This window comes from Pseudomonas sp. GW822-FHT03F08, from assembly GCF_058801265.1.
Window position 1 is genome coordinate 373254 of the sequence record NZ_JBXANC010000007.1, and the last position, 19320, is coordinate 392573.

Annotated in this window: 22 protein-coding genes; 8 read left to right on the plus strand and 14 right to left on the minus strand. The window is 60.1% G+C overall.

The genetic code is table 11. From position 1 onward, the window contains the following. The first annotated feature begins 91 nt into the window (after positions 1 to 91). Complete coding sequence (locus AC1RME_RS20065) at positions 92 to 1216, plus strand: GNAT family N-acetyltransferase (protein ID WP_096819359.1); 1125 nt, start codon at positions 92 to 94, stop codon at positions 1214 to 1216. A 15-nt stretch (positions 1217 to 1231) separates the two neighbouring features. On the opposite strand, the gene aqpZ is transcribed toward AC1RME_RS20065, so the two are convergent. The 5 genes from aqpZ to AC1RME_RS20090 form a co-directional block, all read right to left on the minus strand. Further along, positions 1232 to 1927, minus strand: coding sequence for an aquaporin Z (aqpZ, locus tag AC1RME_RS20070; protein ID WP_096819358.1), 696 nt, complete (start codon positions 1925 to 1927; stop codon positions 1232 to 1234). Between the two features lie 187 nt (positions 1928 to 2114). Next, the gene (locus AC1RME_RS20075; RefSeq protein WP_096819357.1) at positions 2115 to 3947 is read right to left on the minus strand and encodes an ABC transporter ATP-binding protein; all 1833 of its coding nucleotides are present in this window, start codon (positions 3945 to 3947) and stop codon (positions 2115 to 2117) included. 88 nt (positions 3948 to 4035) lie between these two features. Then, on the minus strand, positions 4036 to 4599 hold the full coding sequence (locus AC1RME_RS20080) for a peptidylprolyl isomerase (protein WP_096819356.1): 564 nt from the start codon (positions 4597 to 4599) through the stop codon (positions 4036 to 4038). A 3-nt stretch (positions 4600 to 4602) separates the two neighbouring features. Further along, positions 4603 to 5406 (minus strand): alpha/beta fold hydrolase, encoded by an 804-nt coding sequence (locus tag AC1RME_RS20085; RefSeq protein ID WP_096819355.1) that lies wholly within the window; start codon positions 5404 to 5406, stop codon positions 4603 to 4605. 14 nt (positions 5407 to 5420) lie between these two features. Next, positions 5421 to 6344, minus strand: coding sequence for a PA3225 family LysR-type transcriptional regulator (locus tag AC1RME_RS20090; protein WP_007956543.1), 924 nt, complete (start codon positions 6342 to 6344; stop codon positions 5421 to 5423). Positions 6345 to 6393: 49 nt separating this feature from the next. On the opposite strand from AC1RME_RS20090, the gene AC1RME_RS20095 reads away from it, so the two are divergent. The 3 genes from AC1RME_RS20095 to AC1RME_RS20105 all read left to right on the plus strand — a co-directional run bounded on the left by AC1RME_RS20095 (position 6394) and on the right by AC1RME_RS20105 (position 8567). Continuing rightward, positions 6394 to 6708, plus strand: coding sequence for a 3-phosphoglycerate kinase (locus AC1RME_RS20095; protein WP_085710332.1), 315 nt, complete (start codon positions 6394 to 6396; stop codon positions 6706 to 6708). A gap of 165 nt (positions 6709 to 6873) precedes the next feature. Then, positions 6874 to 7473 carry an FMN-dependent NADH-azoreductase gene (locus AC1RME_RS20100; protein WP_493091657.1) on the plus strand — a complete coding sequence of 200 codons (600 nt, stop codon included), beginning with the start codon at positions 6874 to 6876 and terminating at the stop codon, positions 7471 to 7473. Positions 7474 to 7685: 212 nt separating this feature from the next. Continuing rightward, a complete protein-coding gene (locus AC1RME_RS20105; RefSeq protein WP_102620243.1) occupies positions 7686 to 8567 on the plus strand; it encodes a carboxylate/amino acid/amine transporter in 882 nt (293 codons plus the stop codon). Here AC1RME_RS20105 and AC1RME_RS20110 read toward each other — a convergent pair. Then, on the minus strand, positions 8512 to 9417 hold the full coding sequence (locus AC1RME_RS20110; RefSeq protein ID WP_493091658.1) for a LysR family transcriptional regulator: 906 nt from the start codon (positions 9415 to 9417) through the stop codon (positions 8512 to 8514). The genes AC1RME_RS20105 and AC1RME_RS20110 overlap by 56 nt on opposite strands. 169 nt (positions 9418 to 9586) lie before the next feature. Between AC1RME_RS20110 and AC1RME_RS20115 the strand changes: the two genes are divergently transcribed. Then, entirely contained in the window at positions 9587 to 10231 is a 645-nt protein-coding gene (locus AC1RME_RS20115) for a hydrolase (RefSeq protein ID WP_085648570.1), read from the plus strand. Positions 10232 to 10293: 62 nt separating this feature from the next. On the opposite strand, the gene AC1RME_RS20120 is transcribed toward AC1RME_RS20115, so the two are convergent. Further along, positions 10294 to 11592 carry a mechanosensitive ion channel family protein gene (locus tag AC1RME_RS20120; RefSeq protein ID WP_096819351.1) on the minus strand — a complete coding sequence of 433 codons (1299 nt, stop codon included), beginning with the start codon at positions 11590 to 11592 and terminating at the stop codon, positions 10294 to 10296. A 191-nt stretch (positions 11593 to 11783) separates the two neighbouring features. Here AC1RME_RS20120 and AC1RME_RS20125 point away from each other — a divergent pair, with 191 nt between their 5' ends. Then, positions 11784 to 13124, plus strand: a complete 1341-nt coding sequence (locus AC1RME_RS20125) for a DEAD/DEAH box helicase (RefSeq protein WP_096819350.1) — start codon at positions 11784 to 11786, stop codon at positions 13122 to 13124. A 63-nt stretch (positions 13125 to 13187) separates the two neighbouring features. Here AC1RME_RS20125 and AC1RME_RS20130 read toward each other — a convergent pair whose 3' ends face one another. The 3 genes from AC1RME_RS20130 to AC1RME_RS20140 all read right to left on the minus strand — a co-directional run bounded on the left by AC1RME_RS20130 (position 13188) and on the right by AC1RME_RS20140 (position 14899). Beyond that, on the minus strand, positions 13188 to 13787 hold the full coding sequence (locus AC1RME_RS20130) for a hypothetical protein (protein WP_273540964.1): 600 nt from the start codon (positions 13785 to 13787) through the stop codon (positions 13188 to 13190). 12 nt (positions 13788 to 13799) lie between these two features. Further along, complete coding sequence (locus AC1RME_RS20135; RefSeq protein WP_102620291.1) at positions 13800 to 14384, minus strand: C39 family peptidase; 585 nt, start codon at positions 14382 to 14384, stop codon at positions 13800 to 13802. Between the two features lie 239 nt (positions 14385 to 14623). Then, positions 14624 to 14899, minus strand: a complete 276-nt coding sequence (locus AC1RME_RS20140; RefSeq protein WP_493091659.1) for a hypothetical protein — start codon at positions 14897 to 14899, stop codon at positions 14624 to 14626. Between the two features lie 153 nt (positions 14900 to 15052). Here AC1RME_RS20140 and AC1RME_RS20145 point away from each other — a divergent pair, with 153 nt between their 5' ends. Then, positions 15053 to 15544 carry a hypothetical protein gene (locus tag AC1RME_RS20145; protein ID WP_217993301.1) on the plus strand — a complete coding sequence of 164 codons (492 nt, stop codon included), beginning with the start codon at positions 15053 to 15055 and terminating at the stop codon, positions 15542 to 15544. A gap of 79 nt (positions 15545 to 15623) precedes the next feature. Here AC1RME_RS20145 and AC1RME_RS20150 read toward each other — a convergent pair whose 3' ends face one another. Further along, positions 15624 to 16361, minus strand: a complete 738-nt coding sequence (locus tag AC1RME_RS20150) for a DUF899 domain-containing protein (RefSeq protein WP_096819345.1) — start codon at positions 16359 to 16361, stop codon at positions 15624 to 15626. Positions 16362 to 16537: 176 nt separating this feature from the next. Between AC1RME_RS20150 and AC1RME_RS20155 the strand changes: the two genes are divergently transcribed. Next, positions 16538 to 16930 carry a transcriptional regulator gene (locus tag AC1RME_RS20155; protein WP_096819344.1) on the plus strand — a complete coding sequence of 131 codons (393 nt, stop codon included), beginning with the start codon at positions 16538 to 16540 and terminating at the stop codon, positions 16928 to 16930. 57 nt (positions 16931 to 16987) lie between these two features. On the opposite strand, the gene AC1RME_RS20160 is transcribed toward AC1RME_RS20155, so the two are convergent. The 3 genes from AC1RME_RS20160 to AC1RME_RS20170 form a co-directional block, all read right to left on the minus strand. Further along, entirely contained in the window at positions 16988 to 17857 is an 870-nt protein-coding gene (locus AC1RME_RS20160; protein WP_096819343.1) for a DUF6279 family lipoprotein, read from the minus strand. Positions 17858 to 17934: 77 nt separating this feature from the next. After that, positions 17935 to 18651, minus strand: a complete 717-nt coding sequence (locus tag AC1RME_RS20165; RefSeq protein ID WP_096819342.1) for a TorF family putative porin — start codon at positions 18649 to 18651, stop codon at positions 17935 to 17937. Positions 18652 to 18868: 217 nt separating this feature from the next. Next, positions 18869 to 19057, minus strand: coding sequence for a PFL_1563 family small protein (locus tag AC1RME_RS20170; RefSeq protein ID WP_016985943.1), 189 nt, complete (start codon positions 19055 to 19057; stop codon positions 18869 to 18871). Between the last annotated feature and the right edge of the window lie 263 nt (positions 19058 to 19320).

Here is a 19320-nt window from a genome sequence, read left to right on the forward strand (position 1 = left end):
ATTTAGAGCGCTGTCGCGCAATTGGTCGTGTGCAAGATCAAGGCGATGGGCGATACTCGCGAGGCTTTCAGGCCCGGATGTGGAGAGGAAAATGCCGTTGCAGCGCCTGCAAAAACTGTCGGAAATCGAACCGGCGCTCTGGGATGCACTGGTGCCGGACAACCAGCCGTTTCTGCGCCATGCTTTCCTCGGCGCGCTGGAAGACAGCGGCAGTGTCGGCCCGCACACCGGCTGGCAGCCGGAGCATTTGCTGCATGTCGAAGACGGTCGTCTGATCGCGGCGCTGCCCGGTTACCGCAAGTGGCATTCCTACGGCGAATACGTGTTCGATCACGGCTGGGCCGACGCCTGCGCCCGCGCCGGCATTGATTACTACCCCAAGTTTCTGAGCGCCGTGCCCTTCAGCCCGGTCAGTGGTCCGCGGTTGCTGGCGGCGAACGTCGAGGACGGATTCGAACTGCTCAAGAGCCTGCCGGGCTATCTGCAAATCGAAGAACTCTCCAGCGCCCACATCAACTTCACTGACCCCTTCACCGACGCTGCCATGGCCGAACAACCGGGCTGGCTGCAACGCATCGGCTGTCAATATCACTGGCAGAATCGCGGCTATCGCGACTTCCAGGACTTTCTCGACGTGCTCAGTTCGCGCAAGCGCAAACAGATGCGAAAGGAGCGCGAGCAAGTGGCGGGGCAGGGTTTCGAGTTCGAATGGCTGGAAGGACGAGAACTGGACGAGGCGCAGTGGGATTTTGTTTATGCCTGCTATGCCAACACCTATGCGGTGCGTCGTCAGGCGCCGTATCTGACACGGGAGTTTTTCAGCCTGCTGGCCGAGCGCATGCCGGAATCGATTCGTGTCGTGCTGGCCAAACAGGGCTCAAGGCCGGTGGCGATGGCGTTCAGTCTGGTGGGGGGCGACAGCTTTTACGGTCGTTACTGGGGTTGCCTGGCCGAGTTCGACCGGCTGCATTTCGAAACCTGTTTCTATCAGGGCATGGACTACGCGATTGCCCAGGGTTTCCAGCGCTTCGACGCCGGCGCCCAGGGCGAACACAAACTGATTCGCGGCTTTGAACCGGTGATCACCCATTCCTGGCACTACCTGCGTCATCCCGGCCTGAAAGCCGCCGTGAAGGATTTCCTTCAGCAGGAACGCGCCGGTGTTCTGGCTTACGCGGAAGAGGCGAGGAGCGCCTTGCCGTATCGGCAAGCCTGATCCTCGCCGCTGCCCTCAACTGTCTTCCTTGCCCAGCCAGCGATAGACCACGCCGCCAACCACCGCGCCCAGCAACGGCGCGACCCAGAACATCCACAACTGTGCGATCGCCCAGCCACCGACCATCAGCGCCGGGCCCGTGCTGCGGGCCGGGTTGACCGAGGTGTTGGTCACCGGAATCGAGATCAGGTGGATCAGCGTCAGGCCCAGGCCGATGGCAATCGGTGCCAGTCCGGCCGGCGCGCGCTTGTCGGTGGCGCCAAGGATGATCACCACGAACATGGCAGTCATCACCAGTTCGGTGACGAACCCGGCGGCCATCGAGTATTTGCCCGGCGAGTGCTCGCCATAGCCGTTGGAGGCAAGGCCGGCGGCGATGTCGAAACCCTCCTTGCCGCTGGCGATGTGGTAGAGCAATGCCGCTGCCAGAATCCCGCCGATCACCTGGGCGATGATGTAGGCAGGCAGTTCTTTGGCCGGGAACCGACCGCCGACGACCAGACCGACCGACACGGCCGGGTTGAGGTGACACCCGCTGATGTGGCCGATGGCAAACGCCATGGTCAGCACCGTCAGACCAAACGCCAGGGCGACCCCCAGCACGCCGATTCCCATAGGTGAAGACGCGGCGATCACCGCACTGCCACACCCGCCCAATACCAACCAGAACGTACCCAACAACTCAGTGACTGAACGTTTGAACAGAGACATGAGAGTGTCCTTGATAGACGTGCTATCGAGACTGCATCGAGTTGTGCTTCCTTGCAGAATTACGACAGGTTCATCTCCAGAACCTTCGCTGATTACAGCAGGGATTCAAGGGATTTCCAGCAGGCGATAAAAAACCGCCAGAGCCCGTGGCAGAGGGGCTGTGGCGGTTTTTGTGTTTCGCGCAGGGTCAGTCGATGCCGACAAACCCTCCGGTCTGGTGTGCCCACAACCGCGCATACAACCCGCCATGGGCCAGCAGTTCGGCATGGTTGCCGCTTTCGGCGATCTTGCCGTTTTCCAGCACCACCAGCCGATCCATGCGGGCAATGGTCGAGAGGCGGTGGGCAATGGCGATCACGGTCTTGCCCTGCATCAGGGTTTCCAGGCTTTCCTGGATCGCCGCTTCGACTTCCGAGTCCAGCGCCGAGGTCGCTTCGTCCATGATCAGGATCGGCGCGTCCTTGAGCAGCACTCGCGCAATCGCGATCCGCTGGCGCTGGCCGCCGGACAGTTTCACCCCGCGCTCGCCGACATGGGCATCGAAACCAGTGCGACCTTCGGCATCCGACAGCAGCGGGATGAACTCATCGGCACGGGCCTTGCGCACCGCCTCCCAGAGTTCGGCGTCGGTGGCGTCAGGCTTTCCGTACAGCAAGTTGTCGCGGATCGAACGGTGCAGCAGCGAAGTGTCCTGGGTGATCATGCCGATCCGTGCGCGCAGGCTTTCCTGGCCGACTTCGGCGATGTTCTGGCCGTCGATCAGGATCCGCCCACCCTCCACGTCGTACAGGCGCAGCAGCAGGTTGACCAGGGTCGATTTGCCGGCACCGGACGGGCCGATCAGACCGATCTTTTCCCCCGGTTTGATGGTCAGGTTGAGGTCGCCGATGATGCCTTTCTTCTTGCCGTAGTGAAAATCCACGTGCTCGAAACGCACTTCGCCACGGGCCACGGCCAGCGGTTTGGCCTGTTCGTGATCGGTGACGCTGACCGGTTGCGAGATGGTCTGCAGACCGTCCTGGACCATGCCGATGTTTTCGAAGATCCCGGTGACCACCCACATGATCCAGCCGGACATGTTGACGATGCGAATCACCAGACCGGTCGCCAGGGCGATGGCGCCGACGGTGATCAGCGACTGCGACCACAGCCACAGCGCCAGCGCGGTGGTGCCAACGATCAGCAGGCCGTTCATGGTGGTGATCGCCACGTCCATGCTGGTGACCACGCGCCCGGCCATCTGAGCCTTTTCGGTCTGCTCCTGCATGGCTTCGCGGGCGTAGTGCTGTTCGAAATTGGTGTGGGCGAACAGCTTCAGGGTGGCGATGTTGGTGTAGCCGTCGACGATCCGGCCCATCAGCTTCGAACGCGCATCCGAAGCCGCGACCGAGCGATCCTTGACCCGTGGCACGAAGTAATAGAGTGCGCCGATGTAAGCGGCGATCCACGTGAGCAGCGGGATCATCAGGCGCCAGTCGGCCTCGGCGAACAGCACCAGCGAACTGACCGCGTAGATCAGCACGTGCCACAGGGCATCCACCGCCTGCACGGCGGAGTCGCGCAGCGAGTTGCCGGTCTGCATGATGCGCTGGGCGATGCGCCCGGCGAAGTCGTTCTGGAAGAAGTTCAGGCTCTGCTTGAGCACGTAGCTGTGGTTCTGCCAGCGAATCATGCTGGTCATGCCCGGGCTCAGCGTCTGGTGCACCAGCAAGTCGTGCAGGCCGAAGAAGATCGGGCGCAGCACCAGTGCAACCACCACCATCCAGGTCAGTTCGAAAGCGTGGTCGTGGAAGAAATTCGGGTTCGGCGTGCCCTGGGCCAGGTCGATGATGCGGCTCAGGTAACTGAACAGCGCCACTTCGATCAGTGCGGCGAACAGGCCGACCACCAGCAGGGCGGCGAAACTTGGCCAGACCTGCTTCAGGTAATAGGTATAGAAGGGCAGAACACGGTTCGGCGGAGCCGCCGTCGGGGCGTCACGGAATATGTCGATCAGTTGTTCGAAACGGCGATAGAGCATCAGATAACCGCCCGGAGTACGGGCTCTCCTTTTATCAGTGTGAGCGGCGCGATGGATAATCGACGCCGCTCGATACGCCCTGTAAAGCTTAGTCGATGCGCTTGGCCGACTTGATGATCACAGGGTCGACAGGCACGTTTTGCATGCCCTGTTTGGTGGTGGTCTGGGAGTTGACGATGATGTCGACCACGTCCATGCCCTTGACCACTTTGGCGAACACGGCGTAACCGGCGTCGCGGCCCGGATCGAGGAACGCGTTGTCGGCAACGTTGATGAAGAACTGGCTGGTGGCCGAGTTTGGATCGGAAGTACGGGCCATCGACAGGGTGCCGCGAACGTTGTGCAGACCGTTGCTGGCTTCGTTCTTGATCGGTGCCTTGGTGTCTTTTTGTGCCATCTGCTGGGTGAAACCGCCGCCCTGAGCCATGAAGCCCGGGATCACGCGGTGGAAAATGGTGTTGGTGTAGAAGCCGCTGTCGACGTACTCAAGGAAGTTCTTGGTACTGATCGGCGCCTTGACCGGGTCCAGCTCGATTTCGATGGTGCCGTTGGTGGTCACCAGTTCGACGTGTGGCGCCTTGGCCGGCGTGGCAGCCATCAGGTTGGCGGCGAACAGCACGGTGCCGGCGGCGAGGGCGATTTTTTTCAGCATGGTTCAGTGATCCTGAGGGTGAATATCGGCTGTGGCGAGAAACTCCAGCAGCGTTTGATTGAAACGTTCGGGTTGATCGAGCGGGGTGGCGTGGCGTGAATCGGCGATCACCACCAGCCGCGCATCGGGCAGCAGTCTGACATAGGTTTCTTTCAGCGAAACGGGGGTGTAGTCCCGGTCGGCGCTGACGACGAGCGTTGGACAGGAGATCCTCGAAAGTCGTTCCTGAACCCCCCAGCCAACAATCGCATCGAAGCTGGCGAGATAAGCACGTTTGTCGTTTTTTGCCCAGCGCTCGGCCATCTTCTGTCGCAAATCTGCCTGCTCCGGCTTGGGGAACAGCTTGGCGCCAAGGGCTTTGCCGATGGTGGCCAGGCTCAGCAGGCGCATCAGGCTCCAGCGCTTGAACCACTGCCAGTAATCGTCGCGGCTGCGCACCTTGACCTCGGGCGCGCTGTTGACGATGGTCAGGCTCTTGAGCATCTGCGGCTGATCGACGGCGAACTGGAAGCCGATCATGCCGCCCATGGACAGCCCGGCGTAGTGCACCGGGCCGAGCTTCAGGTGTTCGATCAGGGCGACGATGTCGGCGCTGAACCCGGCGATGCTGTAGCGTTCGCGGGGCTTGTCGGAACGGCCATGGCCGCGCACGTCCGGGACGATCACCCGGTATTGCGCGGCCAGTGCCGGGATCTGCATTTCCCAGTCCAGCGTGCTGGAACCGAGCCCGTGAACCAGCAGCAACGGATCGCCGTGGCCATATTCCTCGTAGTGCAGGTTGCAACCTTCATGCTCGAAATACGCCATCGGTGAACTCCGTGTCAGGCTTGTTCGGGGGCGGCGAACGGTGCGTCCAGCGGCAAGGTGTCGAAGGTGCGCAACAGTTCGACGAGGATCTGCGAGGCCGGGCCCAGCGGTTTGTCCTTGTTCGAGTACAGATAGAAACTCGGATTGCGGCTGCCGCCCTGATCCAACGGTAGCAGCTTGAGCAGGCCTTCCTTCAATTCACGTTCGATCATGTGCCGTGGCAGCCAGGCAAAGCCCAGGCCACTGGAAACGAAATTGGCGGCGGTGGCGAGGCTGCCGACGGTCCAGCGCTGTTCGGCGCCGAGCCAGCCGACGTCCCGGGGCTGCTGGCGGCCGGAGTCGCGGATCACCACTTGCATCTGGGTTTCCAGGTCCTGGAAGTTCAGCTCACGGTTCAGTCGATGCAGCGCGTGTTCAGGGTGGGCGACGGCGACGAATTCCACGTCGCTCAACTCCGCGCCGAGGTAACCGGGAATGCTCAGGCCGGTGATGGCCAGATCGGCCACGCCTTCGAGCAACACTTCCTCGACACCCGACAGCACTTCTTCACGCAGACGCACGCGGCAGCCACGGCTCTGCGGCATGAACGCGGTCAGCGCACGAACGAGGCGGGCGCTCGGGTAGGCGGCATCGACCACCAGCCGCACTTCGGCCTCCCAGCCTTGCTCCATATGATGGGCGAGGTCCTCCAGTTGGCTGGCCTGCTTCACCAGTTGTCGCGAACGCCGCAGCAACACGCCGCCGGCTTCGGTCAGCACTGCCTTGCGGCCGTCGATGCGCAGCAATGGCACACCGAGCTGGTCCTGCATGCGGGCGACGGTGTAGCTCACCGACGATTGCGAACGGTGCAGGGCCTCGGCGGCCTGGGCGAATCCGCCGTGGTCGACCACCGCCTGCAACGTTCGCCATTGATCAAGGGTCACGCGGGGCGCTTTCATCAATAGCTCCTCTTGTCCTAAGCTGGCTGTCCCTCATGGAGACTGCCGAATGAAAAAATTCTGTTGTGTGGTGCTGGCGCTGCTGCCGCTGACCGCGTTTGCGTATCCGATCGATGTGCAGAAGAATCTCAATGGCCTGAAGATCGACTACGAGTCCTTCGATACCGATAAAGACATCGGCTCCATCCGGGTCGCCAACTACGGCGAGGTCGACGCGGTCTGCAAAGTCGTATTCAGCAACGGCCCGGAGGCGCCGCGCACTCGCAATATCGAAGTGCCGGCTGGCAAACATACCAACGCCACCGCCAAGTTCTCCCGCGAGATCATCAAGCTGCGCGTCGAACTGAGCTGCAACCCGAAATAACACCCGCCTCTTTGTGGGAGCCCGTGTGCTCCCACAAGGTATGCGTCAGCTTATAAACGAATTTATCGATGCTTTATAGCAGTTATTTGCGCTTTTTCATCGATACGACTCTGTTTAACCTTCACTCCATCGACTTACAACATTCTCGGATGGAGGCTACACACCATGTCCCGCGTTCTGATCATCGAAAGCAGCGCCCGCCAGCAAGACTCGGTATCCCGTCAACTGACCCAGACCTTCATCAGTCAGTGGAAAGCTGCACACCCGGCCGATCAGATCACCGTACGTGACCTCGCCGTGAACCCGGTGCCACACCTGGACATCAACCTGCTGGGCGGCTGGATGAAATCCGCCGAACAGCGCAACGCCAACGAGCAATCCTCGCTGGATCGTTCCAACGCATTGACCGATGAACTGCTGGCCGCCGACGTGCTGGTGATGGCCGCGCCGATGTACAACTTCGCCATCCCGAGCACCCTGAAAGCCTGGCTCGACCACGTACTGCGTGCCGGCGTCACCTTCAAGTACACCGAAACCGGCCCGCAAGGCCTGCTCAGCGGTAAACGTGCCTACGTCCTGACCGCTCGCGGCGGCATCTACGCCGGCGGCCCGGCGGATCACCAGGAACCGTACCTGCGTCAGGTGATGGGTTTCATCGGTATCCACGACGTGACCTTCATCCACGCCGAAGGCATGAACCTGGGCGGTGACTTCCAGGAGAAGGGCCTCAACCAGGCCAACGCCAAACTGTCCCAGGTCGCTTGATATGTTAATCGCCAGATAATCGCCGATTGTTCTAGTGACCTGGCGCAACCCCTTCAAGGCTCTACGCGCATCGAACCTCCCTTTGCACTTGTTGCTCCTGAGTGCTGTAGCCCGATTGAACGCTTTAGCGAGATCGGGCTTTTTTTTGCCCGGGATTTAGCGATGGCCGGGAAAAACCGCTATCGTCGCCGCCATTCGAAATCGAGGCGACCATGGGCTATCTACTTATTGTCACGCTGATCCAGGCGTTTTCCTTCAGTCTGATCGGCGAATACCTGGCCGGGCATGTCGACAGCTACTTCGCGGTGCTGGTGCGCGTGGTGCTGGCCGGGCTGGTGTTCATCCCGCTGACCCGCTGGCGTTCGGTGGAGCCGGCGTTCATGCGCGGCATGCTGCTGATCGGCGCGTTGCAGTTCGGCGTGACCTACGTTTGTTTGTACCTGAGCTTCCGGGTACTGACGGTGCCGGAAGTGCTGCTGTTCACCATCCTCACGCCGCTGCACGTGACCCTGATCGAAGACGCGCTCAATCGCCGCTTCAATCCATGGGCGCTGATCGCGGCGCTGGTGGCCGTGTGCGGTGCGGCGGTGATTCGCTATGACCGGATCAACCCGGACTTCTTCATGGGCTTCCTGCTGCTGCAACTGGCCAACTTCACCTACGCCGCCGGGCAGGTGTTGTACAAACATCTGGTGGCGAAGCATCCGAGCGATCTGCCGCACTACCGGCGCTTCGGTTTCTTCTACCTCGGCGCACTCGCGGTGGCGTTGCCGGCGTTCCTGCTGTTCGGCAAATCCAACTTCCTGCCAGAAGCGCCACTGCAATGGGGCGTGTTGGTGTTCCTGGGCCTGGTCTCGACCGCACTCGGTCTGTACTGGTGGAACAAGGGCGCATGCCTGGTCAACGGCGGCACCCTGGCGGTGATGAACAACCTGCACGTGCCGGTGGGATTGCTGCTGAACCTGCTGATCTGGAATCAGCATGAGGAACTGGGGCGGTTGTTCCTCGGTGGCGGCGTGATTCTGGCGGCGGTGTGGATCAGTCGGTTGGGGATTCGCAAGCCGGCGCCAATTGCCCCACCAGAAACTCGATAAACGCCCGGGTCTTCTGCGGCACCCGCCGCGCCGACGAGTACACCGCGTTGATAGTGATCGCCGGGGCTTGCCATTCGCACAGCACCGGCACCAGTCGCCCGGCGGCCAGCGCTTCTTCGACGATGAAGTCCGGCAGCAGCGCAATGCCCATGCCGGCCTCCGCCGCTTGCGCCAGCAAGTCGCCGTTGTTGGCGTGCAGCGGCCCGGTCACGTTGACCCGTTGGGTTTCCTTGCCATTGCACAGTTGCAGGCTGACGCCGCTCTGCAGATAGCCGTAGTTCAAGCATTGATGTGAACGCAGATCCTGGGGCGACTGCGGCGTGCCCGCGCGGTCGAGGTAAGCGGGGGAGGCGACCATGATTCGCGGCGCTGGCGCCAGTTGTCGGGCGATCATGGTCGAGTCGGGCAGGCTGGCAATGCGGATGGTCACGTCGAACCCGCCGCGTACCGGATCGACCTGTTGGTCGCTGAGCACCAGTTGCAGCTCGATGTTCGGGTGCTGCTCGTGGAACAGCGGGATCAGCTTGCCCAAGCGCCGCAGGCCGAACGACATCGGCGCATTCACCCGCAACACACCGCGCAATTCGCCAACCCCGTCCCGGGCTCGCTGCTCGGCCTCGTCCAGTGCCGCAATCACTTCCCGCGCCGCTTCGAAATATTCGGCGCCAGCCTCGGTCAGGTGCAGGCTGCGGGTGGTGCGTTGCAGCAGTTGTACGCCGATGGCTTCTTCCAGCGCCTGAATCTGTTTGCTGACTTTCGACCGGGGCACGTCCATGGCCCGGGCGGCGGCCGCAAAGCCGTTCTCGCCGACCGTCACCACGAAGGCGCGCATGCATTCGATGCGATCCATGATTGTCCCTGTTTTAGAATCAATGATTCTCGATTTTAGGGAATTGTCCCTTTATCGGCTAGCCCCTAAAGTGACATCCAAGCCGAGACAACAACGCCGAAGACGGCAAGCGACTCGACTCACTCATTACTCAATCGAAACTCTGAATCGACATCAAAAGGAACGCGCCATGTCTATCCGTGAACTGCTGAACCCAACCAACTCCGCCCTGATCCTGATCGACCACCAGCCGCAAATGGCTTTCGGCGTACAGTCGATCGACCGTCAGACCCTGAAGAACAACACCGTCGGCCTGGCCAAGGCTGCGAAGATCTTCAACGTGCCGACCATCTACACTTCGGTCGAAACCGAAAGCTTCAGCGGCTACATCTGGCCGGAACTGCTGGCGGTGCACCCGGAGCAGAAGCCGATCGAGCGCACCTCGATGAACTCCTGGGAAGACAAGGCGCTGGTTGACGCGGTGAAGGCCACCGGCCGCAAGAAGCTGATCATCGCCGCGCTGTGGACCGAGGTCTGCCTGACCTTCCCGGCCCTGGAAGCCCTGGCCGAAGGCTACGAGGTGTACATCGTCACCGACGCGTCCGGCGGCACTACCAAAGAAGCCCACGACATGTCGGTACAGCGAATGATTCAGGCGGGCGCAGTGCCGGTGACCTGGCAGCAAGTGCTGCTCGAGTACCAGCGTGACTGGGCGCACAAAGACACTTATCAGGCGGTGATGGACCTGGTGCTGGAACACAGCGGCGCATACGGCATGGGCGTCGACTACGCCTACACCATGGTGCACAAGGCACCGCAGCGGCAGGCCAAGTAAGTCGGCAGGACAAAAAAAGACGCAACCGGGGTTGCGTCTTTTTTGTTGTCCGCGAGAAAGGTCTACATCCGGTGTTTTTCGGCCTCGGGAATGTGGCTAGCGCCAAGGACTGCCGGCAACAATCCGGAGCGCAAATCCCCACCGCTCGGCTGCTGATACAAGCTCAAGCCAAACTCCGGCAGCACCGCCAGCAGGTAATCGAAAATATCCCCCTGAATCCGCTCGTAATCGGCCCACACCGTGGTGGTGGTAAAGCAGTAGATTTCCAGCGGAATGCCCTGAGCCGTGGTCTGCATCTGGCGAACCATGCAGGTCATGTTCGGCTGGATCTCCGGGTGGCTCTTCAGATAGGCCAGCGCATAGGCGCGGAACGTACCGATGTTGGTCATGCGCCGGCGGTTGGCCGACATCGCCGCGACGTTGCCCTGCGCTTCGTTCCAGGCCTTGAGCTCGGCTTTCTTGCGGCCCATGTAGGCGGTCAGCAGGTGTACCTGGGAGAGTTTTTCTTCTTCATCGTCGCGGATGAAACGCACACCGCTGGCGTCGATGAACAGACTGCGCTTGATCCGCCGCCCGCCGGACTGCTGCATGCCGCGCCAGTTTCTGAACGACTCGGACATCAGGCGCCAGGTCGGGATCGAGACGATGGTCTTGTCGAAGTTCTGCACCTTGACCGTGTGCAGGGTGATGTCGACCACATCGCCATCGGCGCCGACTTGCGGCATTTCGATCCAGTCGCCGACCCGCAGCATGTCGTTACTGGTCAGTTGTACGCTGGCGACGAACGACAGCAGGGTGTCCTTGTAGACCAACAGGATCACCGCCGACATCGCACCCAGACCGGACAGTAGCAACAGCGGCGAACGGTCGATCAGGGTGGCGACGATGATGATCGCGCCGAACACGTACAAGACCATTTTTGCCAGTTGCACGTAGCCCTTGATCGAGCGGGTGCGGGCGTGTTCGGTGCGGGCGTAGATGTCCAGCAGGGCATTGAGCAGGGCGCTGACCGACAGCAGCAGGAACAGAATGGTGAACGCCAGCGCGACATTGCCGAGAAACACCGTGGCGGTCTTGCTCAGTTCCGGCACCAGGTGCAGGCCGAACTGGATCACCAGCGACGGCGTCATCTGCGCCAGGCGCTGAAACACCTTGTTATGCCGAAAGTCGTTGAGCCAGTGCAGCGCGGGCTGTCGACCGAGCATGCGGCTGGCATGCAGGATCAGGTAACGCGCCACTCGTCCGAGGACCAGCGCGATCACCAGCAGCAGGATCAACGCCAGGCCGGCGTGCAGGAGCGGGTGCTGATCGAGGGCACCCCAGAGGTCTTGGGCGTTGAGCCAGAGCTGTTTGAAATCCATGAGAGAGACGATTCTTCTGTAAGACGCGACGGGCGATTAGAGCATTTAAGACGCTGTGTATTACCGTTGGAGACAAATCGAGCAACAAAAAAGCCACTGATTACGGCTGATTTCACAAAGAAACTCGGCCTGAGCGCTCGAAACCGGTAACCTATGCAGCTGATTTTTTGCATATCTTCGAGGTAGCACCCGTGTTTTCCCAATTCGCCCTGCACGAACGCCTGCTCAAAGCCGTGGCCGAGCTGAAATTTGTCGAGCCAACGCCTGTGCAAGCCGCGGCCATTCCGCTGGCGCTTCAGGGGCGTGACCTGCGGGTGACGGCGCAAACCGGTAGCGGCAAGACCGCCGCGTTTGTCCTGCCGATCCTCAACCGCCTGATCGGTCCGGCCAAGATCCGCGTCAGCATCAAGACCCTGATCCTGCTGCCGACCCGCGAGCTGGCCCAGCAGACCCTGAAGGAAGTCGAGCGCTTTTCGCAGTTCACTTTCATCAAGTCCGGCCTGATCACCGGCGGTGAAGACTTCAAGGTCCAGGCAGCGATGCTGCGCAAGGTGCCGGACATCCTGATCGGCACCCCGGGCCGGATGATCGAGCAACTGAACGCCGGCAACCTCGACCTGAAAGAAGTCGAAGTGCTGGTGCTCGACGAAGCCGACCGCATGCTCGACATGGGGTTTGCCGAAGACGTGCAGCGTCTGGTCGATGAATGCCCGAACCGTCAGCAGACCATGCTGTTCTCCGCCACCACCGGCGGTTCCGGCCTGCGCGAGATGATCGCCAAGGTGCTGAACAACCCTGAGCACTTGCAGCTCAACGCGGTCAGCCAGCTGAACTCGACCACTCGTCAGCAGATCATCACCGCCGACCACAACCAGCACAAAGAACAGATCGTGAACTGGCTGCTGGCCAACGAGACCTACCAGAAGGCCATCGTCTTCACCAACACCCGGGCCATGGCCGACCGCATCTACGGTCGCCTCGTCGCCCAGGAATACAAGGCGTTCGTGCTGCACGGCGAGAAAGACCAGAAGGATCGCAAACTGGCGATCGATCGTCTGAAGCAGGGCGGCGTTAAGATCCTGGTGGCTACCGACGTCGCGGCCCGTGGTCTGGACGTTGATGGTCTGGATCTGGTGATCAACTTCGACATGCCACGCAGCGGCGACGAATACGTGCACCGCATCGGCCGTACCGGCCGTGCCGGCAACGACGGTCTGGCGATCTCGCTGATCTGCCACGGCGACTGGAACCTGATGTCGAGCATCGAGCGTTATCTGAAGCAGAGCTTCGAGCGCCGCACCATCAAGGAAGTCAAAGGCACCTACGGCGGACCGAAAAAGGTCAAGGCCTCGGGCAAGGCCGTCGGCGTGAAGAAGAAAAAGACCGACGCCAAGGGCGACAAGAAGAAAACCGCCGCCAAGACCCCGACCAAGCGCAAGAGCGCCAACCGTCCGAAGCCGGATTCTCTGGTAAGCAGCGACGGCATGGCTCCGCTCAAGCGCCGCAAGCCGGTTGCACCTGCGGCCGAGTAAGGCGTTTCAGGCAGGGAATAAAAAACCCGGACACTGTCCGGGTTTTTTTATTCCCTGAGTTTGTCAGCTGCCCAGCTGCCCACGGGTGTCGGCATCAAAGCGCTGCTTGGCCTGATCCGCTTTTGGTTTGAGCTGTGCGAGCAGGGCTGCCTCGCTGTACAAACCGGTCAGAGCCAGTTCCTTGGGTGTCGGTTCGATCGGGATCAGCACATCTTCACCCGCCGCGTGCAGCCAGATCGCTACGACATGCAGCGCCGAAACGAACAACACTCGCAGCTCAACGGTTTTGCCCTGCAACTGTGGCGATTGCTCGGCCAGTTTCAGTGCATCGACCGTGGCCGCCGCCAGGTTGCCGTGGTTCAACGAGGCGAACTCGACGTGACCACGGACTTCGGCCAATTGCGCATCGGCAATCGACACACCGTCGGCAAACACCAGGTAATGCCAGTCGCCGAGCCGGGCGTCCTTCAGGCCTTTGCCCTGGCTCAGGTCATCCAGGCTGAGCGAGTAGCCGCGATAGGCCTCGCTCAAGCTGATTTTCGCCGGTGCAGCACTGGCGAACTGGCGATTGATGCCAAAGCCCTGGGTTTGCAGCGCGGCTTGCAACACCGGACGCAAGGTCTGTACGCCGTTGGAAGGCGCCTTTGGATAAGTCAGTTGCATGATGTCGCCCTCCTAGTTTTTCGCCGTGAAGTAAGTGTGAGTCCAGTTGCCGCCACCGTTGTAGGAACCGGGGAACGAGTTCAGCGCGCGGGTCGAATAGCCGTAGATCGAATCCGCGACCAGCACGTAGTTGCCGTTGGTGCCGTAGATCGTCAGGAAGTGCGCACCGCCGCCGTACCAGGCGCAACGCAGACCGACAGGCCGGCCCATGTTGATCTGGTTCTGGATGGCCGACATCTGCAACGAACCCTGATTCATCCCGTTGTAGCTGCGGGTGGTTTGCAGGGCCGAATCCAGATAGCCGTAGACGTTGCACGGCCCCGGCTGGCTGCAGCAGTTGCGGTTCAGTTGGGTGCTGGCAACGCCGCACTGGGTCCAGGACCCGGTGCCGTAATAGTTGCCGACCGAAGCGGAAACCGCGGCCCAGCACCAGTTGGTCTGGGTCTGTTGCTGCATCGTGAAGTTGAGACTCGAGGCGGCCAGGGCCTTGGCCTGTGGGGCCGCTTCGACTTCGACCAGTTGCGCATCGAGCAGATGGCCGGTCAGGCACCCGGGCAACGTGTTGCCGGTGAATTGCGTTGTTTCAGTGGTTAACATTTTTCAATCCTCCATGAATGAAAACAAACGTCCAACGTGTGGATGTTGCGAGCGATCGGTGGTGAATGGGTTGCCATCTCCGATGGCCGGTTCCGATCAGGCTCGAGGTAACCCTAGGTCTGAATATGCATTGATGCAAATATAAAAATGCATTAATGCAAATATCCAGACGAAAGGACGCGGGCTTTGGCATCGATTCTGACCGGTTGATGCCGAAGCCTGCGGCGTTGACCGAGATGTCAGCCCTCGGTTTTCTTCTCGGCCGAATCCAGTTCCTTCAGCCGCTGATCGATCAGTTGGCACTTGTCCGGCAGGTCGGCGGCTGCCGTGCCAAGATCCATCTTCTGCAACTCGGCGTTGATTTCCTTGGCCTTGGCCGGGTTTTGCTCGGTGAGCTTGGCGACTTCCCTGGCCAATTGTTCGCGTTTGGCGGTGGCTTCTTCCGGGGTGCAGGCCCAGACGGGCAGGGCGCAGGCGAGCGTGGCGGCGAGTGTGAGGGTGAGCAGGGTTTTCATGGGGGCAGGCCTCAGATCCGGTTAAGGCGGGTTAACCGGTTGAGGGCTGTGGCGTTTGAAAGTTCACAGGTCTTGGCTGTGAGGTACGTTTCCCTGACAACCTTCTGGACAAAGAATTGACCTTTACGCCGAATAATCAATGGATATCATGCGTTGCGTCTGCAGTGGATAGTGGAAGGATTTCAAATGGCCAAAAGGGTAAAAACAGGCGATATCTTGCAAATATTGACCTCAAAAGGCGTTGCCTACGCGCAGGTCACTCACAGGCACCCGGACTACGGCTTTTTGATCCGTGTCTTTTTCGGGTTCCGTGAACAACGGCCGAAGGATTTTTCAGCGGTGGTTGAGGGTGAACTGCAGTTTTCAGCGTTTTTTCCTGTGCAAACTGCAGTGAACCAAGGCCTTTTATCGGTGGCGGGCCATGCCCCGGTTCCTGAGCCGCTACAAGCCTTTCCTGTTTTTCGCGCAAGGGCAGGGGGGCCGGGCGGTTCTCTCTGGCTTTGGGATGGAGTTAAAGAACATCGACTGGACAGGGAGTTCAGCCTGCAAGAACAGGCGTTTCCCACAAGGGGAATCATCAGTGCGCCATTGTTGCTAGAGCGAATCGAGAAAAATTATAGAGCTCATACCCACGAGTTCTGGTGACGTTTCATCGTTATGCTCTGCACGCTGTGAGCGGGGGATCATAAATCCCCCACGTTCATTGGTCCGTCCATTGGCAGTGTCATGACTCGCCATGGCAGCAACCCGTTTTTTGCTCCGCGTCATACCGATCGTGATGCCGCACCCACTCCATGATCTCGTCCTCATTCCGGCCTTTTGGCGTGAGATCGAGGTAGTTGTAGGCACCGACCAGCATGTCCAGGCCTCGAGCGTAGGTCGAGTAGGTGTGGAAAATCTCGCCGTTGTTGGCGCGATAGAACACGCTCAGCCCCGGCATTTCCTCTTCGCCACTGTCAGTCTTTTCGTAGTTGTACGTAGCCTTTCCGGCTTCGGCATCATCAGCGTGGGCGCAAACGCCGAAGTCGTAGTTGAAATCGGAGCCGTCCGACGATACCCAGTCGAATTTCCAGCCCATCCGCCGCCTGAAGGCCTGGAATTCGGCGAACGGTGCGTGGGACACCGCCACCAGCGCAATGTCGTGATGGGCCAGGTGTTGATTGGCGCCGTCGATGTGATCGCTGAGGAACGAGCAGCCCGGGCAGCCTTCCTCCCAGCCTTTGGCAAACATGAAGTGATAAACGACGAGTTGGCTGTGTTTACCGAACAGGTCAGCCAGTTTCAATTCGCCGTTCGGCCCCATGAAGCGGTAATCCTTGTCGACCTTTACCCAAGGCAGTGCACGGCGTTTGGCGCTGAGGCGGTCGCGTTCTTTGGTGAAGGCCTTTTCATCGGCCAGATGCTGCTTACGGGCGGCGAGCCATTCTTCGCGCGACACCACCGGATGATTCTCAACGTTCATGATGATTTCTCCTGCGGGGGTTGAAACCGTCTGTCTCAGACTAGTCGCTCGCCGCTGTCGGAAATCGACAGACCGCCGGTCGGCCGGGGCGGTAAATGAAGCTGAACGGCTCTTGTCCGCTCGGGTCACAACCTTTGAAGGCGCCATTAATCACGCGCACCGGAGGTTGAATCAGGATGACGACTTATAACTGGGATTTGATTGAACGCCTGCTGCATGAAGTACAGAACGGCGCAGGCCACAGCTTCGCACCGCGCTCTTACGCAGAAGACTATGCGGCGGAAAAAGCGGCGGCGGGCGAGCCGATCGAGAATCTGGATCATCTGAAAACCATCGCCTGCCAATATGAGCAACTGTTGCTGCTGCGCGGTTACATCGGGCCCCGCGGGGAGGATGAGGGCAGCACCGGCAACAACTTCAGCCTGACCCCGCGCGGTTCAAGTCTGTTGAGCCTGATCGACAGCAGCATTCCCGGTAATGATCATCCGCGCCAGGTGCTGGATGAGCAGCAGGATGCGCTGGATGAGGCGACGTTCGATCGTGTGGCGTCCAAGGCGCAGATTGCCTGAACGCCTTATGCGAACCTGCGGGAGCCGAGCTGTTCGGTTCCCGCAGGTTCTGTGAACTCAGCCTGCCTTCGCGGCCTTCAGGCACTTCAAATCATTGAAGTCCTTGCGCACCCCTTCGATTTTCTTCAACAAGCGCTGGCGTTGTTGCGGTGTGCTTTCAGCCATCAGATCCACCGCCAGCGAGCGCGCCAGGGCTTCGGTGTCGGCGTAGGCCTTGCGGTAATCCGCTGTCCATAAACGCTCGCGATAGACCAGAAGCGTCTCGATCCGCTGTGGGAATTCCGGACTTTTACGCTGGGCGACGGCTGCACTGAACTGTTGTTGCCAGTGCGCACGGTTGGCGATCCATTGAGTGTTCTGGTCGCCCAAAGCTGTCGACCACGCCATCACGCGTTGTTCTTGCGTGGGACTCAGCGGCCCGAGCCAGTCGTTGAGGCGCTTGTCCATGCGTGCGCCGCGTTCGGCAATCTGCTGGGCCAAGGGTGGCTTCACATATTCCTGTTGGCGTTTGCGCAGATCCTTGGCAAACGCGTCGTTCATTTCCGCGACCTGTTTGTCATCCAGTCCTTGCAGCAACTCAATGGCCGACGGGGTGATCTCACGTGCGGTCTCGGCAATCGCCTGCTTGGCCTCCAAGGTGCGGGCCTGGAGCGCGGCGTCGGTGACCTGATTGGTCTCGACCATGGTTTGCAGGCGATCGAGCCAATCCAGATAACCCGGCAACTGCGTGCTGCAGTGCCAGCTCAGGTGTTCCTTGAGGCGTTCGTTGAACCAGCCTTTCTGCTCGCCGTTCATGTCCAGGTAGTCGCTGAGCGTCCACGGAATGATCACGTCGAGATTGCGATAGGCGAGGCCTACACGGCTGCAGGCGCCGAGGGCGAGGGTGAAAGCCAGCAGGGCGGCAATCTGTTTGAACCAGCGAGACATGGGCGAATCCTTGCGTGAGCCTGGCTTCGAAGTCTGATGCTTATGTGAACGCAGGATGAGCCCGGCAGTTCAGCCAATCAATAGAACGCGCGTTCGGCCTTTAGCGTGACCAGCCCGTCGCACTGGCTGTTGTGCCCGGAATAGGCGGAGCAATCGCTGCCGCTGAGGCTGGAGTTGCTGTAGATCAGGTCGAGGTCGACGCCCATCACCGGGCGGGAAAATTTCACCGACCAGTCGGTAAAACTGCTGACATACCCGCCGTCCACCGAGACCGGTGTATTGAGCTGATGGGTGGTGTATTTCATGCTGATCCCGATGCCGAACGGCTGGTTGCCGCGCAGATCGGCAAACAAGGTGTTGTTCTGTTTGTCCGGATCATTGCTCAGTGCGATGCCGAAACGGCTGCCGAGCAGGGTCAGGCCGCCGAACAATTCCTGGCTGTCGAGGGTGTCGACCTTGGGATAGCTGTAATGGATCATCCCGACTTCGTAGCCGAGGGTTTGATCGAAGGGTTGTTTAAAGCCGACGTAGGAATCGATCTCCAGATTCTTGCCCGGCGTCAGTCCCATGCTCGGCGCGTACTGGCCGACGTAGAGGCCGCTGTCATGGCTCAGATCGAGGCCGCCGTGGAACGAACCGGCGGCAGAAGGTTTGACCAGTCCCTGGGCCATGCTGCGGCTGGGCGTGGTGCCGAGCTTGAGGTCGAAGTCGCCGAGTTCACGCTGGAAAATCTGCGCGTGCGTCATCGGGCTCGCCAGCAGGCCTGCAAGAAATAAACAGAGGGGTTTGAGCATGCGTCACTCCTTGAACAGCGAGCGCAGTGCGATAAAGACTGCTGAAACGCTTGATCCAGACGCGTGCAAGGATACCGGCGAATGATCGGCATCGAGGGCCGTTCGTCGATTTCTGTTGTTTTGTTGAGTTTGATTAAACGCGAGAGAGGTCTTGCGAGGGTTCCGGTCCAGACGCTTCGAAGCTCAAAGCGCCTTGGGACTGGTGTGTTGCGGGGTGTTACTTCTTGCCCAGGCTGATCTGCTTGGACGGGCCGAACGTCTGGCCGCTGACGCCCTTGGCAATTTGCTGGATTTCGCCGCCGGACTTGAGGAATGCCGCGATCTGATCGTTGATCGATTCGCTGGTTTCAACGGCTGGAGCTGGCTTTGCTTTGCTGGTGGATGCTTTTACACGCATGGCGGCCATTAACCTGTAGAAAAGTAACTCGGCCAGGCATCGTACAGGAATAACTTGACAATTGCTTGGTAAATATCCCCCGGAATAACCCAGCGTGCGGGTGGATTATTCTCGATTAATTATTCGAAATATCCCGCTAACCTGCTGTTTTAAATAACAACATTTATCGGGGTCGGTGGCTTTTTCGAGGGGGCGGCGCGCCGGGGAGTCCTCCAGGTAGTCTGACGAGTGGCGCCCGCTCGGCGGCAAACCAAGGAAAATCAAGGCTTCGC